General features: G+C 70.9%; 19 protein-coding genes. 8 read left to right on the top strand and 11 right to left on the bottom strand.

The window, feature by feature from the left end; all coding sequences use genetic code 11:
- The first annotated feature begins 20 nt into the window (after positions 1-20).
- Positions 21-719, top strand: a complete 699-nt coding sequence (locus AB0I53_RS18355) for a class I SAM-dependent methyltransferase (protein ID WP_358603846.1) — start codon at positions 21-23, stop codon at positions 717-719.
- 4 nt (positions 720-723) lie between these two features.
- On the opposite strand, the gene AB0I53_RS18350 is transcribed toward AB0I53_RS18355, so the two are convergent.
- Positions 724-1,440, bottom strand: coding sequence for a TetR/AcrR family transcriptional regulator (locus AB0I53_RS18350; protein WP_358603843.1), 717 nt, complete (start codon positions 1,438-1,440; stop codon positions 724-726).
- Between the two features lie 69 nt (positions 1,441-1,509).
- On the opposite strand from AB0I53_RS18350, the gene AB0I53_RS18345 reads away from it, so the two are divergent.
- On the top strand, positions 1,510-3,024 hold the full coding sequence (locus tag AB0I53_RS18345; protein WP_358603840.1) for an FAD-dependent monooxygenase: 1,515 nt from the start codon (positions 1,510-1,512) through the stop codon (positions 3,022-3,024).
- 3 nt (positions 3,025-3,027) lie between these two features.
- Here the strand turns inward: AB0I53_RS18345 and AB0I53_RS18340 are convergent, their stop codons facing one another.
- The 3 genes from AB0I53_RS18340 to AB0I53_RS18330 all read right to left on the bottom strand — a co-directional run bounded on the left by AB0I53_RS18340 (position 3,028) and on the right by AB0I53_RS18330 (position 6,398).
- Positions 3,028-4,302, bottom strand: a complete 1,275-nt coding sequence (locus AB0I53_RS18340; protein ID WP_358603838.1) for an aminotransferase class I/II-fold pyridoxal phosphate-dependent enzyme — start codon at positions 4,300-4,302, stop codon at positions 3,028-3,030.
- Between the two features lie 111 nt (positions 4,303-4,413).
- Positions 4,414-5,184: an enoyl-CoA hydratase-related protein gene (locus AB0I53_RS18335; protein WP_358603835.1), complete on the bottom strand. Its 771-nt coding sequence runs from the start codon at positions 5,182-5,184 to the stop codon at positions 4,414-4,416.
- Entirely contained in the window at positions 5,181-6,398 is a 1,218-nt protein-coding gene (locus tag AB0I53_RS18330; RefSeq protein WP_358603832.1) for a CoA transferase, read from the bottom strand. The genes AB0I53_RS18335 and AB0I53_RS18330 overlap by 4 nt, the downstream gene beginning before the upstream one ends.
- Positions 6,399-6,506: 108 nt before the next feature.
- On the opposite strand from AB0I53_RS18330, the gene AB0I53_RS18325 reads away from it, so the two are divergent.
- Positions 6,507-7,271, top strand: coding sequence for an IclR family transcriptional regulator (locus AB0I53_RS18325; RefSeq protein WP_358603829.1), 765 nt, complete (start codon positions 6,507-6,509; stop codon positions 7,269-7,271).
- Positions 7,272-7,400: 129 nt separating this feature from the next.
- On the top strand, positions 7,401-8,708 hold the full coding sequence (locus AB0I53_RS18320; protein ID WP_358603826.1) for an SLC13 family permease: 1,308 nt from the start codon (positions 7,401-7,403) through the stop codon (positions 8,706-8,708).
- Here the strand turns inward: AB0I53_RS18320 and AB0I53_RS18315 are convergent.
- On the bottom strand, positions 8,705-10,507 hold the full coding sequence (locus AB0I53_RS18315; protein ID WP_358603823.1) for a choline/carnitine O-acyltransferase: 1,803 nt from the start codon (positions 10,505-10,507) through the stop codon (positions 8,705-8,707). The two genes, AB0I53_RS18320 and AB0I53_RS18315, sit on opposite strands and share 4 nt — an antisense overlap.
- A 30-nt stretch (positions 10,508-10,537) precedes the next feature.
- Positions 10,538-11,407: an arpA protein gene (locus AB0I53_RS18310; protein ID WP_358603820.1), complete on the bottom strand. Its 870-nt coding sequence runs from the start codon at positions 11,405-11,407 to the stop codon at positions 10,538-10,540.
- A 241-nt stretch (positions 11,408-11,648) separates the two neighbouring features.
- Here AB0I53_RS18310 and AB0I53_RS18305 point away from each other — a divergent pair, with 241 nt between their 5' ends.
- Positions 11,649-11,843: a hypothetical protein gene (locus AB0I53_RS18305; RefSeq protein ID WP_358603817.1), complete on the top strand. Its 195-nt coding sequence runs from the start codon at positions 11,649-11,651 to the stop codon at positions 11,841-11,843.
- Between the two features lie 8 nt (positions 11,844-11,851).
- On the opposite strand, the gene AB0I53_RS18300 is transcribed toward AB0I53_RS18305, so the two are convergent.
- The 3 genes from AB0I53_RS18300 to AB0I53_RS18290 form a co-directional block, all read right to left on the bottom strand.
- Complete coding sequence (locus AB0I53_RS18300) at positions 11,852-13,147, bottom strand: NAD(P)/FAD-dependent oxidoreductase (protein WP_358603815.1); 1,296 nt, start codon at positions 13,145-13,147, stop codon at positions 11,852-11,854.
- Between the two features lie 100 nt (positions 13,148-13,247).
- A complete protein-coding gene (locus tag AB0I53_RS18295; protein ID WP_358603812.1) occupies positions 13,248-13,886 on the bottom strand; it encodes a 4'-phosphopantetheinyl transferase superfamily protein in 639 nt (212 codons plus the stop codon).
- Positions 13,883-14,728: a metallophosphoesterase gene (locus AB0I53_RS18290; RefSeq protein ID WP_358603809.1), complete on the bottom strand. Its 846-nt coding sequence runs from the start codon at positions 14,726-14,728 to the stop codon at positions 13,883-13,885. Before AB0I53_RS18290 ends, AB0I53_RS18295 begins: the two co-directional genes overlap by 4 nt.
- A gap of 265 nt (positions 14,729-14,993) precedes the next feature.
- Between AB0I53_RS18290 and AB0I53_RS18285 the strand changes: the two genes are divergently transcribed.
- Together AB0I53_RS18285 and AB0I53_RS18280 are read left to right on the top strand one after the other, a co-directional pair.
- Positions 14,994-16,193 carry an SfnB family sulfur acquisition oxidoreductase gene (locus AB0I53_RS18285; protein WP_358603806.1) on the top strand — a complete coding sequence of 400 codons (1,200 nt, stop codon included), beginning with the start codon at positions 14,994-14,996 and terminating at the stop codon, positions 16,191-16,193.
- A 13-nt stretch (positions 16,194-16,206) separates the two neighbouring features.
- The gene (locus AB0I53_RS18280; protein ID WP_358603803.1) at positions 16,207-16,749 is read left to right on the top strand and encodes an acyl-CoA dehydrogenase family protein; all 543 of its coding nucleotides are present in this window, start codon (positions 16,207-16,209) and stop codon (positions 16,747-16,749) included.
- Between the two features lie 45 nt (positions 16,750-16,794).
- Here AB0I53_RS18280 and AB0I53_RS18275 read toward each other — a convergent pair whose 3' ends face one another.
- On the bottom strand, positions 16,795-18,129 hold the full coding sequence (locus AB0I53_RS18275) for an MFS transporter (RefSeq protein WP_358603800.1): 1,335 nt from the start codon (positions 18,127-18,129) through the stop codon (positions 16,795-16,797).
- Positions 18,130-18,169: 40 nt separating this feature from the next.
- Positions 18,170-18,250, bottom strand: a complete 81-nt coding sequence (locus tag AB0I53_RS18270) for a putative leader peptide (protein ID WP_358603999.1) — start codon at positions 18,248-18,250, stop codon at positions 18,170-18,172.
- A 284-nt stretch (positions 18,251-18,534) separates the two neighbouring features.
- On the opposite strand from AB0I53_RS18270, the gene AB0I53_RS18265 reads away from it, so the two are divergent.
- Positions 18,535-19,707, top strand: coding sequence for an LLM class flavin-dependent oxidoreductase (locus AB0I53_RS18265; RefSeq protein WP_358603798.1), 1,173 nt, complete (start codon positions 18,535-18,537; stop codon positions 19,705-19,707).
- Positions 19,708-19,803 lie beyond the last annotated feature (96 nt).

Here is a 19,803-nt window from a genome sequence, read left to right as displayed (position 1 = left end):
CTGTGGGAAGGGACGACGGGATGAGCGAATCCGGGATGGGCTGGGGGCGTCCGGAGCTGCTGTCGAACGTCAACTACCGACAACACCGCGAGAACCTGGTCCGGCAGGAGACCGGCGGGGTGTTCCGGTACATCTACCAGCACAACCTGTGGGGGAGTGAGGAATCGGTTTCCGGGCATGGTTCGGAGAACACCGCGACCGAGCACATCCGGGCCGAGATCCCCGCGCTGCTGCGCCGGCGGGGCGTGCGCTCCGTCGCGGACGTCCCGTGCGGGGACTTCGGTTGGCTCAGCACCACCGACCTGGGCGTCGAAACCTACTTCGGCGCCGACATCGTGCCGGAACTCGTGGCGCGCAACCGGGATCGCTACGGGGCCGCGCAACGCCGGTTCGAGATCCTCGACCTCACCGAGGATCCGCTGCCCGCGGTGGATCTCGTGCTGTGCCGGGACTGCCTGGTGCACCTCACCTTCGACCAGATCCGGGCCGCGTTGCGCAACATCCGGCGCAGCGGGGCGCGGTACCTGCTGGCCACGACGTTCCCGGGGCTCGATGTGAACGTCGATGCGGAGACCGGCGACTGGCGCCCGCTGAACTTCCAGCTGGCGCCGTTCGGCTTCCCGGCCCCGCTGGAACTGATCGTCGAGGGCTGCGTCGAAGGCGACGGGCAGTACGCGGACAAGGCGCTGGGTCTGTGGGAGGTCGCCGACCTCCGTTGACGTGTCACGGGCGGCCGAGGGCGGTGGCGATGCCGGCGAGCAGGCAGCCGAGGCCGAATTCGAAGCGGGCGCCGGGGTCGGGTTCGCCTGCCTCCAGGACTCGGCGGTTGAAGTGCGGGAACCTGCCTGAGTCGACCACCTGCTGCACGTAGGCGCCGACCGAATTGCGCCATTCGTCCTCGGTCATGCCCGTCGTGCGCTGCGCCTCCAACTCGGCCAGCTCCGAGGCCACGGAGCCGAGCACGAAGGTGTTGACGGAGGCGACCACCACGCCCGCCTGCGTCGCGTCGCCGGTCGCCCGGCCCACCACGCCGAGCGCGTGATCGGAATGCTTGATCACGTTCGGGCCGAGGGCCGGGCGCCGGGATGCCTGTTGCGCCAGCCAGGGGTGTTCCAGCAGCGCGGCGCGGAAGATCCGGGCGGCGGCGGCCAGCTCGGCGACCCAGTCCTCGCCGGCCCGCTCCGGCAGCGGCATCTCGCCGTACACCGCGTCGATCATCAGCTCGATCAGCTCGTCCTTGTTGGTGATGTGGCGGTACAGCGAGGTGGTGCCGGAGCCCATCTCGGCCGCGATCCGCCGCATGGACAGCGCGTCGATGCCTTCGGCGTCGGCGAGCCGGATCGCGGTGCGGACGATCCTCTCCTCGCTGAGCGCCGGGCGGCTGCCGCGCTCCCGGTCGCGCATCCAGACCAGGGTCGCGGGCTGTGATCGAGCAGACATGGGCACAGTGTACGCATCAGGTACGGTGTTCCCAAGTGGGCACAGTGTTCCCAAACCATGGAGGTTCCCATGTCCCGGATACCGGTCCTCATCGCCGGCGGCGGCACCGTCGGCCTGGCCATGGCCGTGTTCCTCGGCCACCACGGCGTGCCATCACTGGTCGTCGAGCGCCGCGCCGCGCCGTCCAACCATCCCCGCGCGCTCGGGATCAGCCAGCGCACGCTGGAGTTCTTCCGCGAGGTCGGGCTGCGCGATGCGGTCGACGAGGTCGCCGTCCGGTCGACGGAGCTGTGGAAGGCGGACGCGCGCACGGTCGCCGAGATCGACCGCAGCCAGGCGCCGCGATACGCGAAGTCGCCGATCTCCTCCGGCATCTCGCCGGAAATGCCGCACGGGCACTACCCGCAGGATCGGCTCGACACGGCGCTCCTACCGGCGGCCCGCGAACGCGGGGCGACTGTCGAGTTCGGCGTGGCCGTGACCGCAGTCGAGCAGGACGCCGATGGAGTGGCGGCGACGTTGTCCGATGGGCGCGTGATCCACGCCGACTACCTGGTGGGCGCGGACGGCGTGAACAGCTCGGTGCGGGCCGAGCTGGGGATCGCCACCACGGGCCCGGGCGAAATCGGCGACACCACCGTGAACATCCTGTTCAACGCCGACCTGGTGGGCCACTTCGGTTCGATGCCGGTCATGGTGCAGGTCAGCCATCCGGACGCCCCGGGCATGATGCTGTCCGTCGGCGAGAAGCGCTGGGTGCTGCACGTCGGCCTGGATGTGGTCGGCGGCCTTTCGACGCAACAGTGCGCCGCAGCGGTCCGCACGGCGCTCGGCGCGGACGTGCCCGTGGAGATCGTCAACGCGCTGCCGTGGCGAGCGACCGTGCGGATGGCGGACGAATTCCGCTCCGGCCGGGCGTTCCTCGTCGGCGACGCCGCGCGGGCCATCTCGCCGCTCGGGGCCATGGGGCTGAACACTGGCGTGGCCGACGCCTACAACCTCGCCTGGAAGCTCGGCATGGTGCTGGCCGGACAGGCGGGCGACCGATTGCTGGACAGCTATCACGAGGAGCGCCACGCGGTCGCCGAGCTGGTGACCCGGCAGGCGCTGCTGCGCTGGGAGCACCCGCGCCTGCACTGGGATCCGGCGGCGGCCGCGGAACGCGCCGCGGTCGGGATGTGGAACGCCCCGGTGGTGCTGATGGCCCACCGGTACGACTCCTCGGCGATGATCGACCCCGTGGTGCAAGTTCCGTCCACTGAGGACGTCGCCGCGAGCCTGGACGGCGCGCCCGGCTCGCGGCTTCCGCACCGCTGGCTGGACGGGACGAGCGTGTCCACCTTGGACCTGATCAAGTCCCGTTTCACGGTGCTGACCGGCCCCGAAGGCGCTCACTGGGCCGAGGCGGCACGCGAGATCGGCCTGAACGCCGTGCAGCTCGACGAGGATTGGGCGTCCTCGGTGAACGTCGACGTCGACGGCGCATTGCTGGTGCGGCCAGACGGTTTCATCGCCTGGCGCGCACCAGGAAGCGCGGATCCCGAGACGCTGCACAAGGTGCTCGCCTCGGTCACCGGTCGTTAGCGGCTAGCCGGCCAGGCGCTTCTCGTACCCGGCCAGGCGGACGCAGGTGGTGAGGCCCCGGATCGCCTGCTCCAGTTCCCGCAGCCCGGGGTAGCTGGGGGCGATCCGGATGGTGGCGTCGTCCGGGTCGACGCCGTGCGGATGGGTGGCACCGGCCGGGGTCAGCGCGATCCCGGCCTCGGCCGCCAGGCGCACCACGTCCTTGGCACAGCCGTCGGGCACCCGCAGCGAGATGAAGTACCCGCCCTTCGGGGACGTCCACTCGGCCAGGCCCGTGCCGCCGAGCTCCGCCTCGAAGATGCGCAGCACCGCCTCGAACTTCGGCTGCAGCAGCGCGCGGTGGTGGTCCATGTGGGCGCGCACCCCGTCGGCGTCCTCGAGGAAGAGCACGTGCCGGAGCTGGTTGACCTTGTCCGGGCCGATCGAGCGCTTCGAGTTGTTGGCCAGCAGCCAGTCGCGGTTGGCGGGCGAGGAGCCGAAGAACGCGACACCGGCCCCGGCCCAGGTGATCTTGGAGGTCGAGCCGAAGACGAAGGCCCGGTCCGGGTTTCCCGCCTCGGCGCAGGCCGCGAGCAGGTCGGCGATCTCGACCCGCTCATCGGTGAGGTGGTGCACCGCGTAGGCGTTGTCCCAGAAGATCCGGAAGTCCGGGGCGGCGGTGCGCATCTCGGCCAGCCGCCGCACCGTCTCGTCCGAGTAGCAGGTGCCGTCCGGGTTGCTGTACTTCGGCACACACCAGATGCCCTTGATCGCCGGGTCCTCGCCGGCCAGCCGCTCGACTTCGGCCATGTCGGGCCCGTCGGCGGTCATCGGGACCGGGATCATCTCGATGCCGAAGCGCTCGCAGAGGGCGAAATGCCGGTCGTATCCGGGAACCGGGCACAGGAAGGCGATGCGCTCCTGGTCGACCCAGCGCGACTCGGCGCCCGGCAGGACGCTCAGCAGCGCGTGCACCAGGCAGTCGTGCATCAGCTCCAGGCTGGAATTGCCCGCGGCGAGCAGCTGTTCCACCGGCACCTGGAGGAAGTCCGCGAAAAGCGCCCGCATCTCCGGCAGGCCTTGCAGGCCACCGTAGTTCCGGCAGTCGGTGCCGTTCGCGGCGGTGTGCCGGCCGGCGCCGGGCAGGCCCTGCAGATCGGCCGCCAGGTCGAGCTGCTCGGGCGAGGGCTTGCCGCGGGTCAGGTCGAACGACAGGCCGGCGTCCACCAGTTCGCGGTAGTCGCGGCGGGCGGATTCGACCAGTGTGGAGGCTGTCTCGGCGTTCGTACCAACGGGCATCGTGCTTCCCTTTCGCGTGCGGCGACCTGCGGGAAGCCTACAGGTCGCCACTTCGGCGATCTGTTGTCGGCCAACAGCGGTGGCCGATTTGTCCACTGTGGTCGGCGATGATCAGCCGTGGAACGGGAACTCCGGCGGGCGGCGCTGGAGGAAGGCGCTGATCCCTTCGGCGCTCTCGCCGCTTTCAGTGGACAGGTCCTGCCAGTACTGGCGGCGTTCGTCGAGCGACTCGCCTCGGCTGGCCATGTCGATGAGCTGCTTGGATGCCCGGACCGTCAGCTGGGAGCGCCCGGCGATGGTCGTCGCGAGGGCGGTCGCGCGGCCGCGGGCGTCGTCGGTGATCTCGTCGACCAGTCGCATCTGGAGCGCGCGTGCGGCGTCGAAGAAGTCCGCGGAGAACAGCAGCAGTTTCGCGTTCGCCGGCCCGACGAGCTCGGTGAGCCGGGCGATGCTGGAGGCGGGGTAGACGATGCCGAGCTTGGCCGGGGTGATGCCGAAGGTGGCGCCGGTGTCGGTGATGCGGATGTCGCAGGCGGCGGCGAGCTGGCAGCCGCCGCCGATGCAGAGCCCGTTGATCAGCGCGATCGTCGGCAGCGGGCAGGTGAGCAGCGCCCGCTCGGCTGTCACCGTCACGCTCTCCTCTCGGCCGCCCTCGATCTCGTCCAGTTCATTGATGTTCGCGCCGGCGGAGAACGCGTCGCCCGCGCCGGTGAGCACGACGACCCGGACGGCGGGATCGTCGGCGACCTTGGTCAGCAGGTCGGGGACCTGCCGCCACATGCTCGCGCTCATGGCGTTGCGCCTGCCCGGGTTGTCGATGGTGATCCAGGCGATGTGCTCGGCGATGTGCAGGTCCAGCCGGCCCGGCGTGAGGTCGTTCATCGCTTGGTCGCTCCCGTGGTCGTCGGCAGGTGGGTGATGCCGCGGCGGTCCAGATCCTCGATCTCGTCTTCGTTGAACAGCTGGGCCAGGACCGCCGCGGAGTGCTCGCCGAACTCCGGTGGCGGGGAGTGCACCGCGGCGGGCTGGTCGTCGATCCAGATCGGCGCGCGCAGCAACGGCATCGAGGCTCCGGCGGCCGACATGACCTGCTGCACCATACCGAGCGCCTGCACCTGCGGATCGGCAAATACCTGATCCACCCGGTGCACGGGTCCGCAGGGGATACCGGCCTCGCGCAGCGCCGCCACCCAGTGCGCCGATCCCTCGGCGCGGAGCAGCCGTTCGAGATCGGCCCGCAGCGCGGCGCGGTGCTCGACGCGGCCCGCGCCGTCGGCGTACTCCGGGCGCTCGGCCAGGGCCGGATCGCCGAGCGCGGCGCAGAGCGCCTCCCACTGGCGCGGCGAACCGGCGGCGATGTTGATGGGGGAGTCGGCGGTGTCGAACATCCCGTACGGGCTGATCACCGGGTGGTCGTTGCCCTGCGGTTGCGGGACTTCGCCGGTGCTGAGGTAGCCCTGCGCGTGGAAGGTCAGCGCGGCCAGCGCCGATTCGAGCAGTGAGGTCTGCACGTGGGTGCCGGTTCCGGTGCGTTCCCGCCCGGCGACCGCCGCTGCGACCGAGAAGGCCGCCATGATTCCCGTGATCGTGTCGATGATCGGCACCCCGACGCGCATCGGCGTCTCCGCGCCGGCGCCGGTGACCGACATCAGGCCCGACATGCCCTGCGCGATCTGGTCGAGCCCGGGCGTTTCCCGTTCCGGGCCGGTCGGCCCGTAGCCGCTGATGCTGGCGATCACCAGCCGTGGGTGCTCCGCCCGCAGCCGCGCGGGATCCAGGCCCAGCTTCGCGAGCACGCCCGGCCGGAAGTTCTCCACCAGCACGTCCGCATCGGCGACCAGCCTGGCCAGGACGTCCTGGCCCTCAGGGCTGCGCAGGTCCAGCGCGAGGGAGCGCTTGTTGCGGTTGACCGCGGCGAAGTACTGGCTTCGGTCCCCGTCGAACGGGCCGAACGCGCGGGAGCCGTCGCCGTGCGGCACCGGCTCCACCTTGATCACCTCGGCGCCGAGGTCGGCCAGCAGGGCGGTGCACATCGGCCCGGCGAGCACGCGCGTCAGGTCGATCACCCGGATCCCGGTCAACGGCGCGTGCGTCATGGGGCGACCTCCGGTTCTGTGGTCCACTATGTGGTCCATCGATCCGTAAAGTGGACCGAACGGATCTGGACGCTACGATGCGCCGCACATCGCGTCAAGAGGTGGATCATGTCGATGCAGAGCGTCAAGAACGCCCTCCGCGTTCTGGAAGCGGTGGCCGAGAACCAGCCCGCCGGGCTCAGTGATCTGACCCAGCGGTTGGGGCTGCCGAAGACCACCGTCCAGCGCTGCCTGACCACGCTGCACGAGGCCGGGTGGATCAAGCCCGCCGGGCACGAGCTGCGCCGCTGGACGATCACCGGCCGGGCGTTCTCGGTCGGCAGCCAGGCCGCCAACGACCGGGATCTACGGTCGGTGGCGTTGCCGCTGCTCAGCGAACTCCAGGCGGCCACCGGCGAAACGGTGCACCTGATGGTGCCGGACGGCAACGAGGTGGTGCTCATCGAGCGCCTCGACAGCGCCCACCAGCTGCGCACGTTCTACTCGCTCGGCCTCCGCTCGCCGCTGCACGCCACCTCCAACGGCAAGGCCGTGCTGGCCGCGATGCCCGACGACGACGTCGCCGACTACCTGGCGAAGTACCTGTCCAGGCTCACCGATCGCACGATCGTCGATCCCGATGCGCTGCTGGCCCAGCTGGAAACCATCCGCGGGCAGGGCTACGCCGTGAACGAGGAGGAGCACCAGCCCGGCATCGTGGCCATCGGCGCCGCCATCTGCCCGCCGGGCACCGGCGCGGTCGGCTCGCTCTCGGTGTCCGCGCCGAAGGTGCGGCTCACGCGCAACCGCTACGCGACCGTCGGGCGGCAGGTCCGCGACACGGCTTCGCGCATCGCCCAACAGCTCTCGGCGTCGGTCGTTCCGCTGCCGTAGCGGTTCGCCGTCGTGCCAACGAATTCCGGCATCGCGCCTTGACGTGTCCGGGATCACGACCATACGGTGCCGTGGACCACAATGCAGTCAGGTGGACCACGATGTGGTCCGGGCTCGACGGGGAGCGAAATGGCGTCGCAGGTACTGGCTTTGCTCGTGTTGGCGGTGGCGTTCCTGATCGCGACCGTGCGACCGGTCCACATGGGAGTCCTCGCCCTGGCCGCGGCGCTGGGCGTCGGCACGACCCTGGGCGGCGCGTCGCTCGACGACGTGCTGAGCGGCTTCCCCGTCGACATCATGCTCCTGCTGCTCGGCGTCACCTACCTGTTCGGCATCGCGCGCAGCAACGGCGCCCTCGACTGGATGATCGACAGGCTGGTCCGCGCGACCGGCGACCGGGTCGCGCTGCTGCCCGCGCTGTTCTTCGCGCTCTCCCTCGCGGTCGCCAGCTTCGGGTCGCCGCTGGCGGCGGTCGTGCTCATCCCGATCGGGCTGTCGTTCGCCGGTCGCAACGGCCTGAGCCCGGTGGTGATGGGCCTGGCGATGGCCACCGGCGGCTCGGCCGGGTCGTTCGCGCCGATCAGCCTGTTCGGGCTCATCACGACGAGCATCGCAGGGCGCAGCGGGATCGAGGTGAATCCGCTGCTGCTGTTCGGCGCGGCCATCGGGATCAACGTGGTGCTCTTCGCCGCCGGATCCGTCCTGTTCCGGCGCGCGCTCGTGGCCGAGGCGGCGCCCGAGGAGCCGACCGAGGTCGCGCCGGGTTCCGGTGGCGGCGCAGGGGAAACGGCGCTGCTGACCAAGACCGGCACCGCGGCCCGGCTCTCGGTGTTCCAGCGCCTGACGATCGTGATGCTGGCGTTGCTGGTCGTGTTCGTGGTCGTGCTGACCGCCGTCGGCGTCGAGGTGAACGTCGGCGCGGTCGCGCTGGGGCTGGGTGTTGTCCTGTCGCTGTGCTTCACCAAGGAGACGGCGCAGGCGGTCAAGGAGATCGACTGGTCCACGATCCTGCTCGTCGGCGGCATCGCCACCTACGTCGGCGTGCTGGACGACATGGGAGCCGTCAAGCTCGTCGCCGAGGTCGGCGCGGCGATCCCGAGCCCGCTGCTGGCGGCGTTCATCCTCTGCCTGTGCGGCGGGCTCATCTCGGCGTTCGGCTCCACGACCGCGCTGCTGGCGATCATCATCCCGCTCGCGCTGCCGTTGGTGGCCGCCGGCGGGGTGCCGGCGGCCGGGGTGATCTGCGCGCTGGCGCTGTCGTCGTCCCTGGTGGACATCAACCCGATGTCCACCATCGGCGCCACCGTGGTGGCCTCGGGCCCGGAGCGGATCCGCGCTTCGATGCGGAAGTTCTTCTTCCGCTGGGGATTCTCGATGGTCCTGGTCGGTCCGGTCGTCACCTGCGCCTTCCTGGTCCTGCCCGGAATGCTCGCCTAGGCGGCGAGGAGCTCTTGGAGCTCGCGGACCGCCCGGGTCAGGTTCTCGGCGAAGGCGAACATCTCGTCGGCCACCGGCTTCGGCGTGCTCAGGTAGAGGTTGAAGCGGTCCGGGAGCAGCACGTACGCGACGCCGATGCACTGGCTGCTGGTGGAACCGAAACCGAAGTACCGGATGTTCGTCGACGGTGCCGAGCTGGTGCTCAGGTAGTCGTCGCGCATCTTCAGCCAGCCCGGCGACTCGTACAGGTCGATGGGCTCGGTCGCGCCGAGCTCCGCGCCGCGCCGCCGCTGGACGAGTTGCAGCTCCCACAGGTGCTGCTCGGGTGCCAGCCCGGCCTGACACTCCTTCGCCCGCGCCACGTGCTTCTCCGCGGCTGCGCGGAACGCCGCTCGGCGCGTCTCCGCGTCCGCGCCGGGATCGTCCATCGTCGCGACGAACCGCAGGACCTCGGGAGTGACGACGCGCATGGCCTCGGTGCGCCCGTTCTGGAACTGGCGGGTGGCGATGGACTCGTAGGTGGCGCCCGTCAGGCCCTTGGAGCGCTTGTGGGCCAGTTGGTAAGCCATCTGCACGAACGCGTCGGGCGACGTGCCCAGCTGCTTGGTCCGGTTCGCCCCGAAGTCCTGGAACGACAGCGTGGTGGTGGCGGTGTTGTCGGCGTATTCCGCGAACGCCTCGGCCGCGGCCCGGACATCGGCGCGCAGGTCGGCATCGAGCGCGAACTCGATCGGATCCACGACGGGCGGGCCCTGCGTCGCGCGGCTCTCTTCCGGCACGTGCTGGAGCAACGTGTCGACGAAGTTGAGGATCGTGGTGCCGTCCAGGCCGCAGTGCTCGACGTTGATGCCGGCGGTGCCGTCGGCGAAGACGATCAGCGACACGGCCTTGTCGAACCACCGGTTGCCGCTGTCGCCGTGCAGCAGGTGGTCGCAGGCGTCCTGCGTGCTCTCGGGTGCGAAGTCCTCGAGGCACAGGCAGAACAGCGCGGTCTCGATCGCGTCCAGCGCCGCGGCGTTGCCGGGATCGGAGGCCAGCAGCGCTTCCCGGCTGGCGGCCCACTCCGCTCGTGCCTTGGTGGTGAGGTGCCCGACGGAGGTGTCCGTCGCGGCTCGCGTCGCGCCTGCCTTCATGATCGCGCGCAGCCCGGTAGCGAGATCGTCCGGCGTGTGCGGCCGGCCCTCCGCGCTCAGCACCTGCATGCGGAACAGGTTGCCGCGGTAGAACACCGCGATGTGGCGGGCATCGGACGGGCCGGGCCATTGCGCGGAGTACGGCGCGCGCACCGTGTCCTGCACCGGGCCGGGGATTCGGGTGGTGGAGAACAGGAACTTCTGCTGCTCCATCGAATGCGGCTGTCCACGTTGGACGACCGGCGGGATGGCCTCCGCGTCGAGCAGCTGCTTGTAGTCGACCGCCGCGGCGATGAGACCGGCCGCCCGCTCGACCTGCTGCTGCGCCGATTCCCGGAACAGGAAGAAGAAGTTCGCGTTCAGCGCGATCCGGTCGCGGCGGCCCAGGTACCGGTACGGCCAGAAGGTGTCGAGCCAGCTGCGCACGCCTTCCTCGGCGTCGTACCGCTTGAGCGCCGCCTGCAGGGCGTGGGCCGGGCTGCCGGGGCGCTGGAACGCCTCCACCGCCGCCTCGGTGGCCGCCAGCTCATCCGCGCTGAGCAGCGGCGCGCACCACTCGACGAACCGCTCGCAGCTTTCCGCCAGGGTCGGCAGCGGCACCCGGGGCAGCCGGTCCTCGTTGCCGAAGGTGCTGGTCGCCCACGTCTCACTGCTGTTCAATGTCATCCTCGATTCCTGGTTCGACCGGTCGACTCGTCAGTCCAGCAGCCGATCGCCCCGCACCGCGCGGCCTTCGGCGGCCAGGTGCTCCGGCAGGACCCGGCCGAAGATCTGCTTGGTCCGCGCGACGCTACCGATCACGCCGGGGCGCTCGCTGTAGGCGAAGATGGCGGAGTGGCGCTGCGCGCGGCCCTGCACGGTGGTCACGCGGTGCAGCGAGAAGCGGCCCTTGAACAGCTGGAGATCGCCGGGGCGCAGCGTCAGCCGCCGGATCAGGTGCTCGCCGTCCCCGGCCAGCACCGCCCGCACGTCGGCGAAGTTCTCCGAGCGGGCGGACCGGATGTTCGCGCAGTACTCGAAGATCCCGCCGGCCTCCGGCTCCTGGGTGAGCATGCTGACCGCGAACTCGTTGGTGTCGAAGTGCCACGGGTGGTCCATGCCGGGCCGCACCACGTTGAGGCAGAGCCCGGCCAGCGGATCGGCGAGCTCGTGGACGGCAGGCAGCTCGACGCACTCGGCGATGAAGCGCTTGAACAGCGAGCTGGTGTAGAGCCGGTGGATGATCCACCGGCGCGGGATCCGGTCTCGGGCGACGAACGCGTTGCCGCGCGTCATGGTCGTGCGAGCAGGGTGATCGGCCGGCAGCTCGGTGTTCGTGTCGATGTTGTAGGCGTTGACGACCTCGACGTCGTAATGCGCCAGCGGCGCGATCTCCGCGCCTTCCCGCCGCAGCTTGTCCTGCCGCGACGGGCGGATGAAGTCGGGCAGCACGCTGCAGCCGTCGTCGCGCAGGTCGCGCCGGGCCCGGTCGACGGCATCCCGCCAGGCGGCGCTCGCCGGGTCCGACAGCGGGTAGCGCGCCGTGTCCACCACCTGCTCCACAAGTTGGACTTCCGCTGCGCTCATGAAGTTCCCCTCCACGTGCAAAGCTCGTCGACGCCGGATTCGGGGCGATCGACGTTGATCGCGCCAGCACTCCAGGATCAACGACAGATGATCATCGTGGTTACTGCCGATTTCGCGGCGGGCGCAGTGACGGTGGCCATATTGCGCGGGCCCCGCCGGACGCCGGATGCCACTCGATCGTGCAGAACTCGCCGGAAGCCGAGAGGATCAGGGGGACGCGACGAAGAAGGGCGGAACTGGTATGGACGACGAGACCTGCCGGCGGCTGGCCGAGGTGCGTTCACTGGCCGATGAACTGCATCCCGAGCAGATCGAGGCCGAGATCGGCCGCGCGCGGGTCGAGGCGTACCAGGAGGGCATGCGCTTCGCCGCCGACTTCGTCGAGAACGGCCCGAAGGGGCGCGAGCGCGCGCACATCCCGATGCCGCGGAGCTGACCGGTGGCTCACGAACCGCGCAGCGCGGCGGCGACCTCCCGGGCGGCCCGGAGCCCGGATTCCACCGCGCCGTCGATGAAGCCCGCCCAGCCGGTGGCGAGGTCCGAGCCCGCGAAGTGGATCGCGCCGTGCGGCCGCTGCAGGGCGGCCAGGTACTTCGTGAGCTGGCCAGGGCGCTGCATGGGCCAGGTTTCCCGGGAGAACTCGTCGGTCATCCAGTCGTGCCCGGCGACGTCGACGACCTCCAGGTCCGGCCGCCACGCCGCGAGCGCGCGGGCGACACCCGCCTTGTCCGAGGGGTCGAGGTCGTGGGCGCGGGTGCCGAAGGCGACGAGGATGGTGTCGCCGTCCACCGCGTACTCCGGGCGGACGAAGGTGAGGTCGTGGTCGTCCGGCGCGTAGCCGGTGAACGGCGGGACCTCGCCGCGCACCCGGATCCAGGTCTTCAGGCCCTGCGACGCGGTGCGCTCGGCGCTGGCCGCCAGCTTGGCCTCCGCGAGCGCGGGCCGGAAGTCGACGGTGCCGAGCACGTTGAGCGGCAGCGTGCAGATCACCTGCTTCGCCGCGAGGCGGGCGCCGTCGGCGGTGGTGATCGTCGCGCCGCCGTCGTCCTGGGCGATGGCGGACACGACCGTGCCGAGCCGGATGTCGGCATCGCTGTCGGCCGCCAGCGCCGCCGCCAGCGAGGCGGTGCCCGCGACGAGCCGGTAGCCCGAGGTCGCCTCGTGCAGCAGCCGCCAGTCTCCCGACGCCGCCGCGCACCACCGCATGGCTTGGCTGAGCCCGGAAACCGCGGCGGGGCCGTTGAAGTGCTCCGCCCAGACGCCGGTGTTCACCTCGCGCTCGGCTGGCGTCAGGTCGAGCCCGCCGAAGTAGTCGGTGACCGACCGGTGATCGATCCGGTCCAGGTCCTCGCGCTGCAGCGGCTCGTAGGGGAGCGGGAACCAGGTGCGGCTGTCCGCGGCGAGCCGGTCCATGCCGCGCTCGATCAGCGCGTCGAACTCCTCGGGGCTGCCCCGGTGCACCGCGCCGTCGGCGATCCAGAACACCTCCTCCGAGCTCGGGCTCGGCTCGACGGCCTGGCCGTAGCGGGTGATCTCGCTCCACGTGTGCGGCTGCAGCCAGTGCACCCAGGTGCCGCCCATCTCCAGGCGGCGGCCGAGCCGCTCATCAGTCCAGGTGCGGCCGCCGATGCGGTCGCGCGCTTCGAGCACCGCCACCGAGCGGCCGCGCCGAGACAGTTCGCGAGCGGCGGTCAGCCCGGAGAACCCGGCGCCGACGATGACGACGTCGTAGGACTCCATGCACTCCCCCCGTTCCGGCGTTCCGCATCAACTGCGCATTCTGGTGCCGACGACGCGGCGCCTCGATCCACCGAACGAGTTGATTGTCGGTTCGCGCTGCTCACCCGGCGTGGGCGATCGCGGTGACGACCAGCCCGCCGGCGGCCAGCCAGCGCCCGTGGAACTCCCGCAGCGGCGGGCCTGGGCTTTCGACGAGCAACCGGGCGCGGAAGGTCCCGTCGTCCGGGTGCAGCTCGATGGACGCCTCCGCGAAGTCCAGCCAGGTCCGGGTGAGCGGGAACCACGTCTTGTAGACGGATTCCTTGGCGCTGAACAGCAATCTGTCCCAGTGTGGCCCCGGCGGCAGGCGCCGCAGGAGGTCCAGCTCCTCTGGGCGGGCGATGGCTTCGAGAACGCCGTCCGGCAGCGGCGCGTCGGGTTCCGCGTCGACGCCGATCGAGGCCAGGTCCGCGGCGCTCGCGACCACGGCCGCCCGGTATCCGGCGCAGTGGGTCATGCTGCCCACGACACCGTCCGGCCAGCCCGGCGCGCCGCGCTCACCGGGCAGGATCGGGCTCGGCGGGTGCCCCAGCTCGGCGAGCGCCTCCCGCGCGCAGTGCCGGACCGTGGCGAACTCGTTGCGGCGCTTGGCCACCGCCCGGCTGATGACGGCCTCTTCTTCGGGGAACAGGGCGATGTCGACGCGATCGTCGAAGGTCTCGGCGAACCGGGCGTGGCCCGGGAGGATCGCGCCGATCAAGACCGGGCCTCCGCCGGGAGCACCTGGCGGAGCAGCCCGTGCGGGTGGCCGTGGCGGCGCCATTCCCTCGGATAGCCGATGGAGACTTCGTGGAACGGCACGTCGTCGTGCCGGGTGATCCGCGGGATGTGCAGGTGCCCGTAGACGACGCACGAGGCGCGGTGGCGCCGATGCCAGTCCGCGGTGAGCTCGGTGCCGCACCACTGCGCGAACTCGGGGTAGTGCAGCACGTCCGTCGGCTCCCGCAGCAGCGGGTAGTGGTTGACCAGGACGGTCGGCAGCCCGTCGTCCAGCTCGGCCAGCCGGCGCTCGGTCTCCTCGACCCTGGCCAGGCACCAGGCGTCCCGGCTCGGGTGCGGATCCGGGTGCAGCAGGTACTCGTCGCTGCACACGACGCCCTTGGCGTAGGCCTGTTCTAGCCCCTCGGCCTTGTTCTTCGCCCCGGGCGGCCGGAAGGAGTAGTCGTAGAGCAGGAACAGCGGGACGATCCGGGCCGGGCCGCCGTCGCCGGTCCACACCGGGTACGGGTCTTCCGGGGTCAACACGCCCAGGCCGCGGCACAGCTCGACGAGGTGCCGGTACCGCTGCTCGCCGCGCAGCTGCAGCGGATCCTTCGGGTGGGTCCACAGGTCGTGGTTGCCCGGCACCCAGATCACGGTGGCGAAGCGCTCGCTGAGCAGGCGCAGCGCCCACTCGATGTCGGCGGCGAACTCGCCGACGTCACCGGCCACGATCAGCCAGTCGTCCGGGGATTCCGGCCGGAGTTCCGCCACGATCGCCCGGTTGTCCGGGAACGCCACGTGCAAGTCGCTCACGGCGAGCAGCCGACCAGTGCTGTGCATGATCCGGATCCTACCGATCCGCGGCCGGCCCGCTGGGCGCATTCGGACGACCACAATGGACCGATCGCGCCTGTTTCGCGCGGGTTTCGTTCGGAATGACCAGGATTTGAAACGCGGTTGAACGAAACGCATCGCCCGGTAGTGTCCGCGGCAGAGCGATCCGCACCGGCCATCGAGGGCCGTGCCGGCGGTTTCCCGCCGCGTCGGTGGCTCCATCAACCGGGCCCTGGCCGATCCGGTTCTTCCCCCGCGAATTGAGGTTTCAATGGTCGACATCATCTCCGGCGACGCCGAGGCGCTGGCCGTCGCCGCCCGGCTGGGCGAGCGGTTCGCTGCCGGCGCCTCGCAGCGCGATGCGCAGCGGATCCTGCCTGCGGACGAGCTCGACGAGCTGTCCGCGAGCGGCCTGCTGGGTATCACCGTGCCGAAGGAGCACGGCGGCGCGGAGGTCTCGAACCGGACCCTGGGTGCGGTGTTCCGGCTGCTGGCGGCGGGGGATTCCAGCATCGGCCAGATCCCGCAGAACCACTTCTTCTTCCTCGGCGTGCTCGCGCACAACGGGACTCCGGCGCAGCTGGACTTCTTCTACCGGGAAGCGCTGGCGGGCAAGCGGTTCGGCAACGCGCTCGCCGAGGCCGGCGCCAAGAACGCGCACGCCTTCGAGACCAAGCTGATCAAGCTGCCGACCAGCGACTTCCGTATCAGCGGCACCAAGAACTACACCACCGGCGCGCTGTTCGCGCACTGGATCCCGGTGTTCGCCGTCGACGAGGACGGCCGGATCAACGCCGCGTTCGTGCCGGCCGGTGCAGAGGGCCTGACGGTGCTGGACGACTGGGACGGCATCGGGCAGCGCACGACGGCCAGCGGAACGGTGCTGCTGGAGGACGTCCTGGTGCCGGCGGAGCGGGTCGTGCCGCACCACCGGACCTTCGAGAAGGCGGAGATCTTCGGGGCGTTCGGCCAGTACCTGCACGCCGCGATCGATGTCGGCATCGCCGATGCGGCCCTGCGCGACGGTGGGACCGCGGTGCGCGAGCTGAGCCGCCCGTGGTGGGAGGCGAACGTCGAGCGCACCGCGGAGGAGCCGCTGGTGGTGCAGCTGTTCGGCGAGCTCGCGCTGCGGGTCCGGGCGGCCGGTGCGCTGCTGGGCGAAGCCGGCGATGCGCTCGACGCCGCGCGGCGTGCGCTGGACGCGGGCGCGGCGGACGCCGACGAGCTGGCGGCCGAGGCTTCGGTGGCGGTGGCCGCCGTGCGCGCGCAGGCGGACGAGGCGGCCGTGTCGGTGTCCAGCGAGATCTTCTCGCTCATCGGCGCCCGGTCGGCGCGCACCGGCCGCAACCTGGACCGGCACTGGCGCAATGCCCGGACCCACACGCTGCACGATCCGCGGCGCTGGAAGGTCCAGCACCTCGGGAACCACGCGCTGAACGGGATTCGGCCGCCGCGCAACGGAATCGTCTGACGGGAACGGGAGGGTGACGGCCTGGGACCGCGATCCGAGCGTGCACACCGCGCTGGCGCAGCTGGTGCTGCTCGCCGCGCTGGTGGGCGTCGCGCGAAGCGCCGCTCGCGACGCGACCGAGTTCGTGCAGCAGCGCCGGCGCTCCTACAACCACGCGAGCGCGCCCCTGCCCAAGGACGATCCGCTGGTCCAGCAGGTCGTCGGCAAGATCCACAGCGCCGCGTTCGCCGCGCAGGCGATGTTGGAGGCCGCGGTCGGCTCGGTGCGCCGCGCGCAGCAGGGCTCACGGGCGGATGTCATCGCTGCGGAAGTCGATGTCTCCAAGGCTCAGGTCGGGATCGCCGATCTGGTGCTGCGCGCGGTGGCCGAAGTCTTCGACGTGGGCGGATCATCGGTCGTGAGCCAGGAGAAGCTGCTCGACCGGCACTGGCGCAACGCGCGGACGCTCACCGTGCACAACCCGCTGGTCTACAAGGCCCGCGCGGTGGGTGATCACGCCATCAACGACAGCCTGCCGGTGTTCGTCTGGACGACCGGATCGCCCGGTGCGGCATGACCCGTGGTCGTGAGTACGAAAACCGGTTCTTACCGGACTCAGCACTCACGACCCGGTGCGGTCGAAGTACAGGTCGCGCGGGCGCAGCGCCAGGGTGGCGGCGGCACCGATGGCGCCGGTGAGCACCAGGTACCCGCAGGCCCACCACGGCGAACCGCCGCCGGCGGCCAGCAGCGCGGTGATGATCAGCGGCGTCAGTCCAGACGCGTAGATGCCGGAGAACTGGTACACGAACGACATCCCGGTGTAGCGGAGCCGCACCGGGGCCAGCTGCGCGTACAGCGTTCCCTGAGGTGCGTAGAGGATCGCGTGGATGACGCCCAGCACCAGGACGATCACGAGCCCGATCAGCAGCGGGTCACGCGTCTGGAAGGCCAGGAACGCGGGATAGACCGACAGCGCGAACAGCGCCGCGCCGAACGCGTAGGTCCGGCGGGGCGTCCACCCGTCGGCGAACCGGCCGAACACCGGCAGCAGCACGGCCAGCGTGATCGCCGCGAGCATGACCGCCACCAGCACATCGGTGCGCGGGAGCTTGAGCGTCGACGTCGCGTAGGCGAGGAAGAACACCGCCCAGGTGTTGAAGGCCGCGCCTTCGGCCCAGCGGGAGAGCAGGCCGAGCAGCGTGTTGCGCCGCGCCGTGCGGTCGCGGAAGAGGTCGAGGAAGGGCGCGCTGGAGGTGTCGCGGGCCGCCCGGACCTCCTCGAAGGCCGGTGTCTCGGCGACCCGCAGCCGGATGACCAGGCCGATGACGACGAGCACGATGCTCAGCCCGAACGCGATCCGCCAGCCGTAACCGAGGAACTGCTCGTCGTCCAGCAGGTTGCCGAGCAGGGCGAACAGCCCGGTGCCGAGCCCGAGCCCCAGCGCGAGGCCGACCTGCGGCCAGGCCCCGTACCGGGCCTGCTTGCCTGGCGGCGCGTACTCGACCGCCATCAGCACCGCGCCGGCCCACTCGCCGCCGATCGCCAGGCCCTGCACCACGCGCAGCAGCACCAGCAGGATCGGCGCGAGCAAGCCGATCTCGGCGTACGTGGGCAGCGCGCCCATCGCGGCCGTGGCCAGGCCCATCAGGACCATCGTGGTCACCAGCGTCCGCTTGCGCCCGATCCGGTCGCCGACGTGTCCGAAGAGGACACCGCCGAGCGGGCGGGCGACGAAGCCGACGAAGAACGTGGCGAAGGCCAGCACGGTCGACACGGTGGGGTTGTCGGTGGGGAAGAAGAGCTTGTCGAAAACCAGGCCGGCAGCCGTGCTGTAGAGGAAGAAGTCGTACCACTCGACGGTGGTGCCCATCAGGCTGGACACGATCACCGTGCGGACGTCCTTCTCCGGCACCTGCCGGGTTCCGGGCGCGTCGACGTGCGTACCCGCGGTCATGCTGCTGCCTCCTGAGGCGGTGCTTACGGGTTCGGGCGGATCAGAACGCCGAACACGCCGCCGAGGTCACCCGCAGCAGATCCACGTGGTGACGATTGGTCAGCAGTACCGGTCGGAGCACGCGCCGACGCTATGGAGGCGGTCGAACCGGTGTCAAGCAGGCCGCGCACCGGTCCGGCAGGTGAGATCGGTTGACACTCCTGAGGGCCTCTGCTGCGATTGCCGCGTGATGGTCGCGACGTTGTTCACCAGGCGGCGGCACGTGGATTTCCACCGCGTGGCGGCGCAGGCGTGTCGCCGCTGACCTGATTCCAGCTCGCTTCGGCCGGCCCAGACCGCGCCGCATTCGTCCACAATGGACTCACATGGTCCGGTTCCGATCGCCGGCCTTCCCTGGAGTTGCGCATGTCTTTGAAGTTCCACTGGTTCCTGCCCACCTACGGCGACAGCCGGTACCTCGTCGGCGGTGGTCACGGCGTGGCGACCACCAACACGGCGGCGGGATCGCGCCCGGCGACGCTGGCCTACCTCGGCCAGATCGCGCGCAGCGCGGAGCAGCTCGGCTTCGAGGGCGCGCTGACGCCGACCGGTGCGTGGTGCGAGGACGCGTGGCTGTCGACGGCGATGCTCGCGGAGGTCACCGAGCGGCTGAAGTTCCTGGTCGCGTTCCGGCCGGGCCTGCTGTCGCCGACGCTGGCCGCCCAGATGGCGGCGACGTTCCAGCGCCACTCCGGGCAGCGGCTGCTGCTCAACGTGGTCACCGGCGGTGAGAGCAGCGAGCAGCGCGCCTACGGCGACTTCCTGGACAAGGACGCCCGCTATGTGCGTTGCGACGAATTCCTGCACGTGGTGCGGGCGTTGTGGCGGGGCGAGCGGGTCGATCTCGACGGCGCGCACATCCGGGTCGAGGGCGCCGAGCTGGCCCGGACCCCGGACCCGGTGCCGGAGCTGTACTTCGGCGGCTCCTCGCCCGCGGCCGGCACCGTCGCGGCCAACCACACCGACGTGTACCTGACCTGGGGCGAGCCGCCGCAGAAGGTCGCGGAGAAGATCCAGTGGATCCGCGCCCTCGCCGCCGAGCGGGGCCGCGCCCCGCGCTTCGGGATCCGGCTGCACGTGATCAGCCGCGACACCAGCGAGCAGGCGTGGGCGGAGGCGCGGCGGCTGCTGGACGCGCTCGACCCGGCGACCATCTCGCGGGTGCAGGAGGGCTTGGCGCGCAGCGAGTCGGAGGGCCAGCGGCGGATGCTGGACCTGCACGGCGGCTCGACCGCGGACCTGGAGATCTACCCGAACCTGTGGGCTGGTGTCGGCCTGGTGCGCGGCGGCGCCGGGACGGCGTTGGTGGGCAGCCACGCGGAGGTGGCCGAGCGGATCGAGGAGTACCACGCGCTCGGCATCGACGAGTTCGTGCTCTCCGGACACCCGCACCTGGAGGAGGCCTACTGGTTCGGCGAAGGCGTGCTGCCGATCCTGGAGCGCAAGGGGCTGTGGCGGCACCCGGCAGGCGCGGGGGAGGTGAACCCGGCGAGCATCCCGTTCGCGGACGTCTCGCGCGAGCCCGCCGCCACTTCCTGACGAACGGCCGATTCCTGGCCGAACGGGGCCGTGAGTACTTTGTGCTGCTATAGCAACACAAAGTACTCACGGCCTTTTTGTTGTCCGCTAGGTGGG

Origin of the sequence: Saccharopolyspora sp. NPDC050389 (assembly GCF_040655595.1) — a bacterium.
GTDB lineage: Bacteria > Actinomycetota > Actinomycetes > Mycobacteriales > Pseudonocardiaceae > Saccharopolyspora.
This window is presented reverse-complemented; position numbering and strand designations above follow the sequence as displayed.

Coding starts and splice junctions, on each gene's coding strand:
- AB0I53_RS18305 (WP_358603817.1), top strand. CDS start 11,649: ATGGACGACGAGACCTGCCGGCGGCTGGCCGAGGTGCGTTCACTGGCC.
- AB0I53_RS18320 (WP_358603826.1), top strand. CDS start 7,401: ATGGCGTCGCAGGTACTGGCTTTGCTCGTGTTGGCGGTGGCGTTCCTG.
- AB0I53_RS18350 (WP_358603843.1), bottom strand. CDS start 1,440: ATGTCTGCTCGATCACAGCCCGCGACCCTGGTCTGGATGCGCGACCGG.
- AB0I53_RS18355 (WP_358603846.1), top strand. CDS start 21: ATGAGCGAATCCGGGATGGGCTGGGGGCGTCCGGAGCTGCTGTCGAAC.
- AB0I53_RS18300 (WP_358603815.1), bottom strand. CDS start 13,147: ATGGAGTCCTACGACGTCGTCATCGTCGGCGCCGGGTTCTCCGGGCTG.
- AB0I53_RS18315 (WP_358603823.1), bottom strand. CDS start 10,507: ATGACATTGAACAGCAGTGAGACGTGGGCGACCAGCACCTTCGGCAAC.
- AB0I53_RS18265 (WP_358603798.1), top strand. CDS start 18,535: ATGTCTTTGAAGTTCCACTGGTTCCTGCCCACCTACGGCGACAGCCGG.
- AB0I53_RS18340 (WP_358603838.1), bottom strand. CDS start 4,302: ATGCCCGTTGGTACGAACGCCGAGACAGCCTCCACACTGGTCGAATCC.
- AB0I53_RS18345 (WP_358603840.1), top strand. CDS start 1,510: ATGTCCCGGATACCGGTCCTCATCGCCGGCGGCGGCACCGTCGGCCTG.
- AB0I53_RS18285 (WP_358603806.1), top strand. CDS start 14,994: ATGGTCGACATCATCTCCGGCGACGCCGAGGCGCTGGCCGTCGCCGCC.
- AB0I53_RS18325 (WP_358603829.1), top strand. CDS start 6,507: ATGTCGATGCAGAGCGTCAAGAACGCCCTCCGCGTTCTGGAAGCGGTG.
- AB0I53_RS18330 (WP_358603832.1), bottom strand. CDS start 6,398: ATGACGCACGCGCCGTTGACCGGGATCCGGGTGATCGACCTGACGCGC.
- AB0I53_RS18335 (WP_358603835.1), bottom strand. CDS start 5,184: ATGAACGACCTCACGCCGGGCCGGCTGGACCTGCACATCGCCGAGCAC.
- AB0I53_RS18275 (WP_358603800.1), bottom strand. CDS start 18,129: ATGACCGCGGGTACGCACGTCGACGCGCCCGGAACCCGGCAGGTGCCG.
- AB0I53_RS18290 (WP_358603809.1), bottom strand. CDS start 14,728: ATGCACAGCACTGGTCGGCTGCTCGCCGTGAGCGACTTGCACGTGGCG.
- AB0I53_RS18310 (WP_358603820.1), bottom strand. CDS start 11,407: ATGAGCGCAGCGGAAGTCCAACTTGTGGAGCAGGTGGTGGACACGGCG.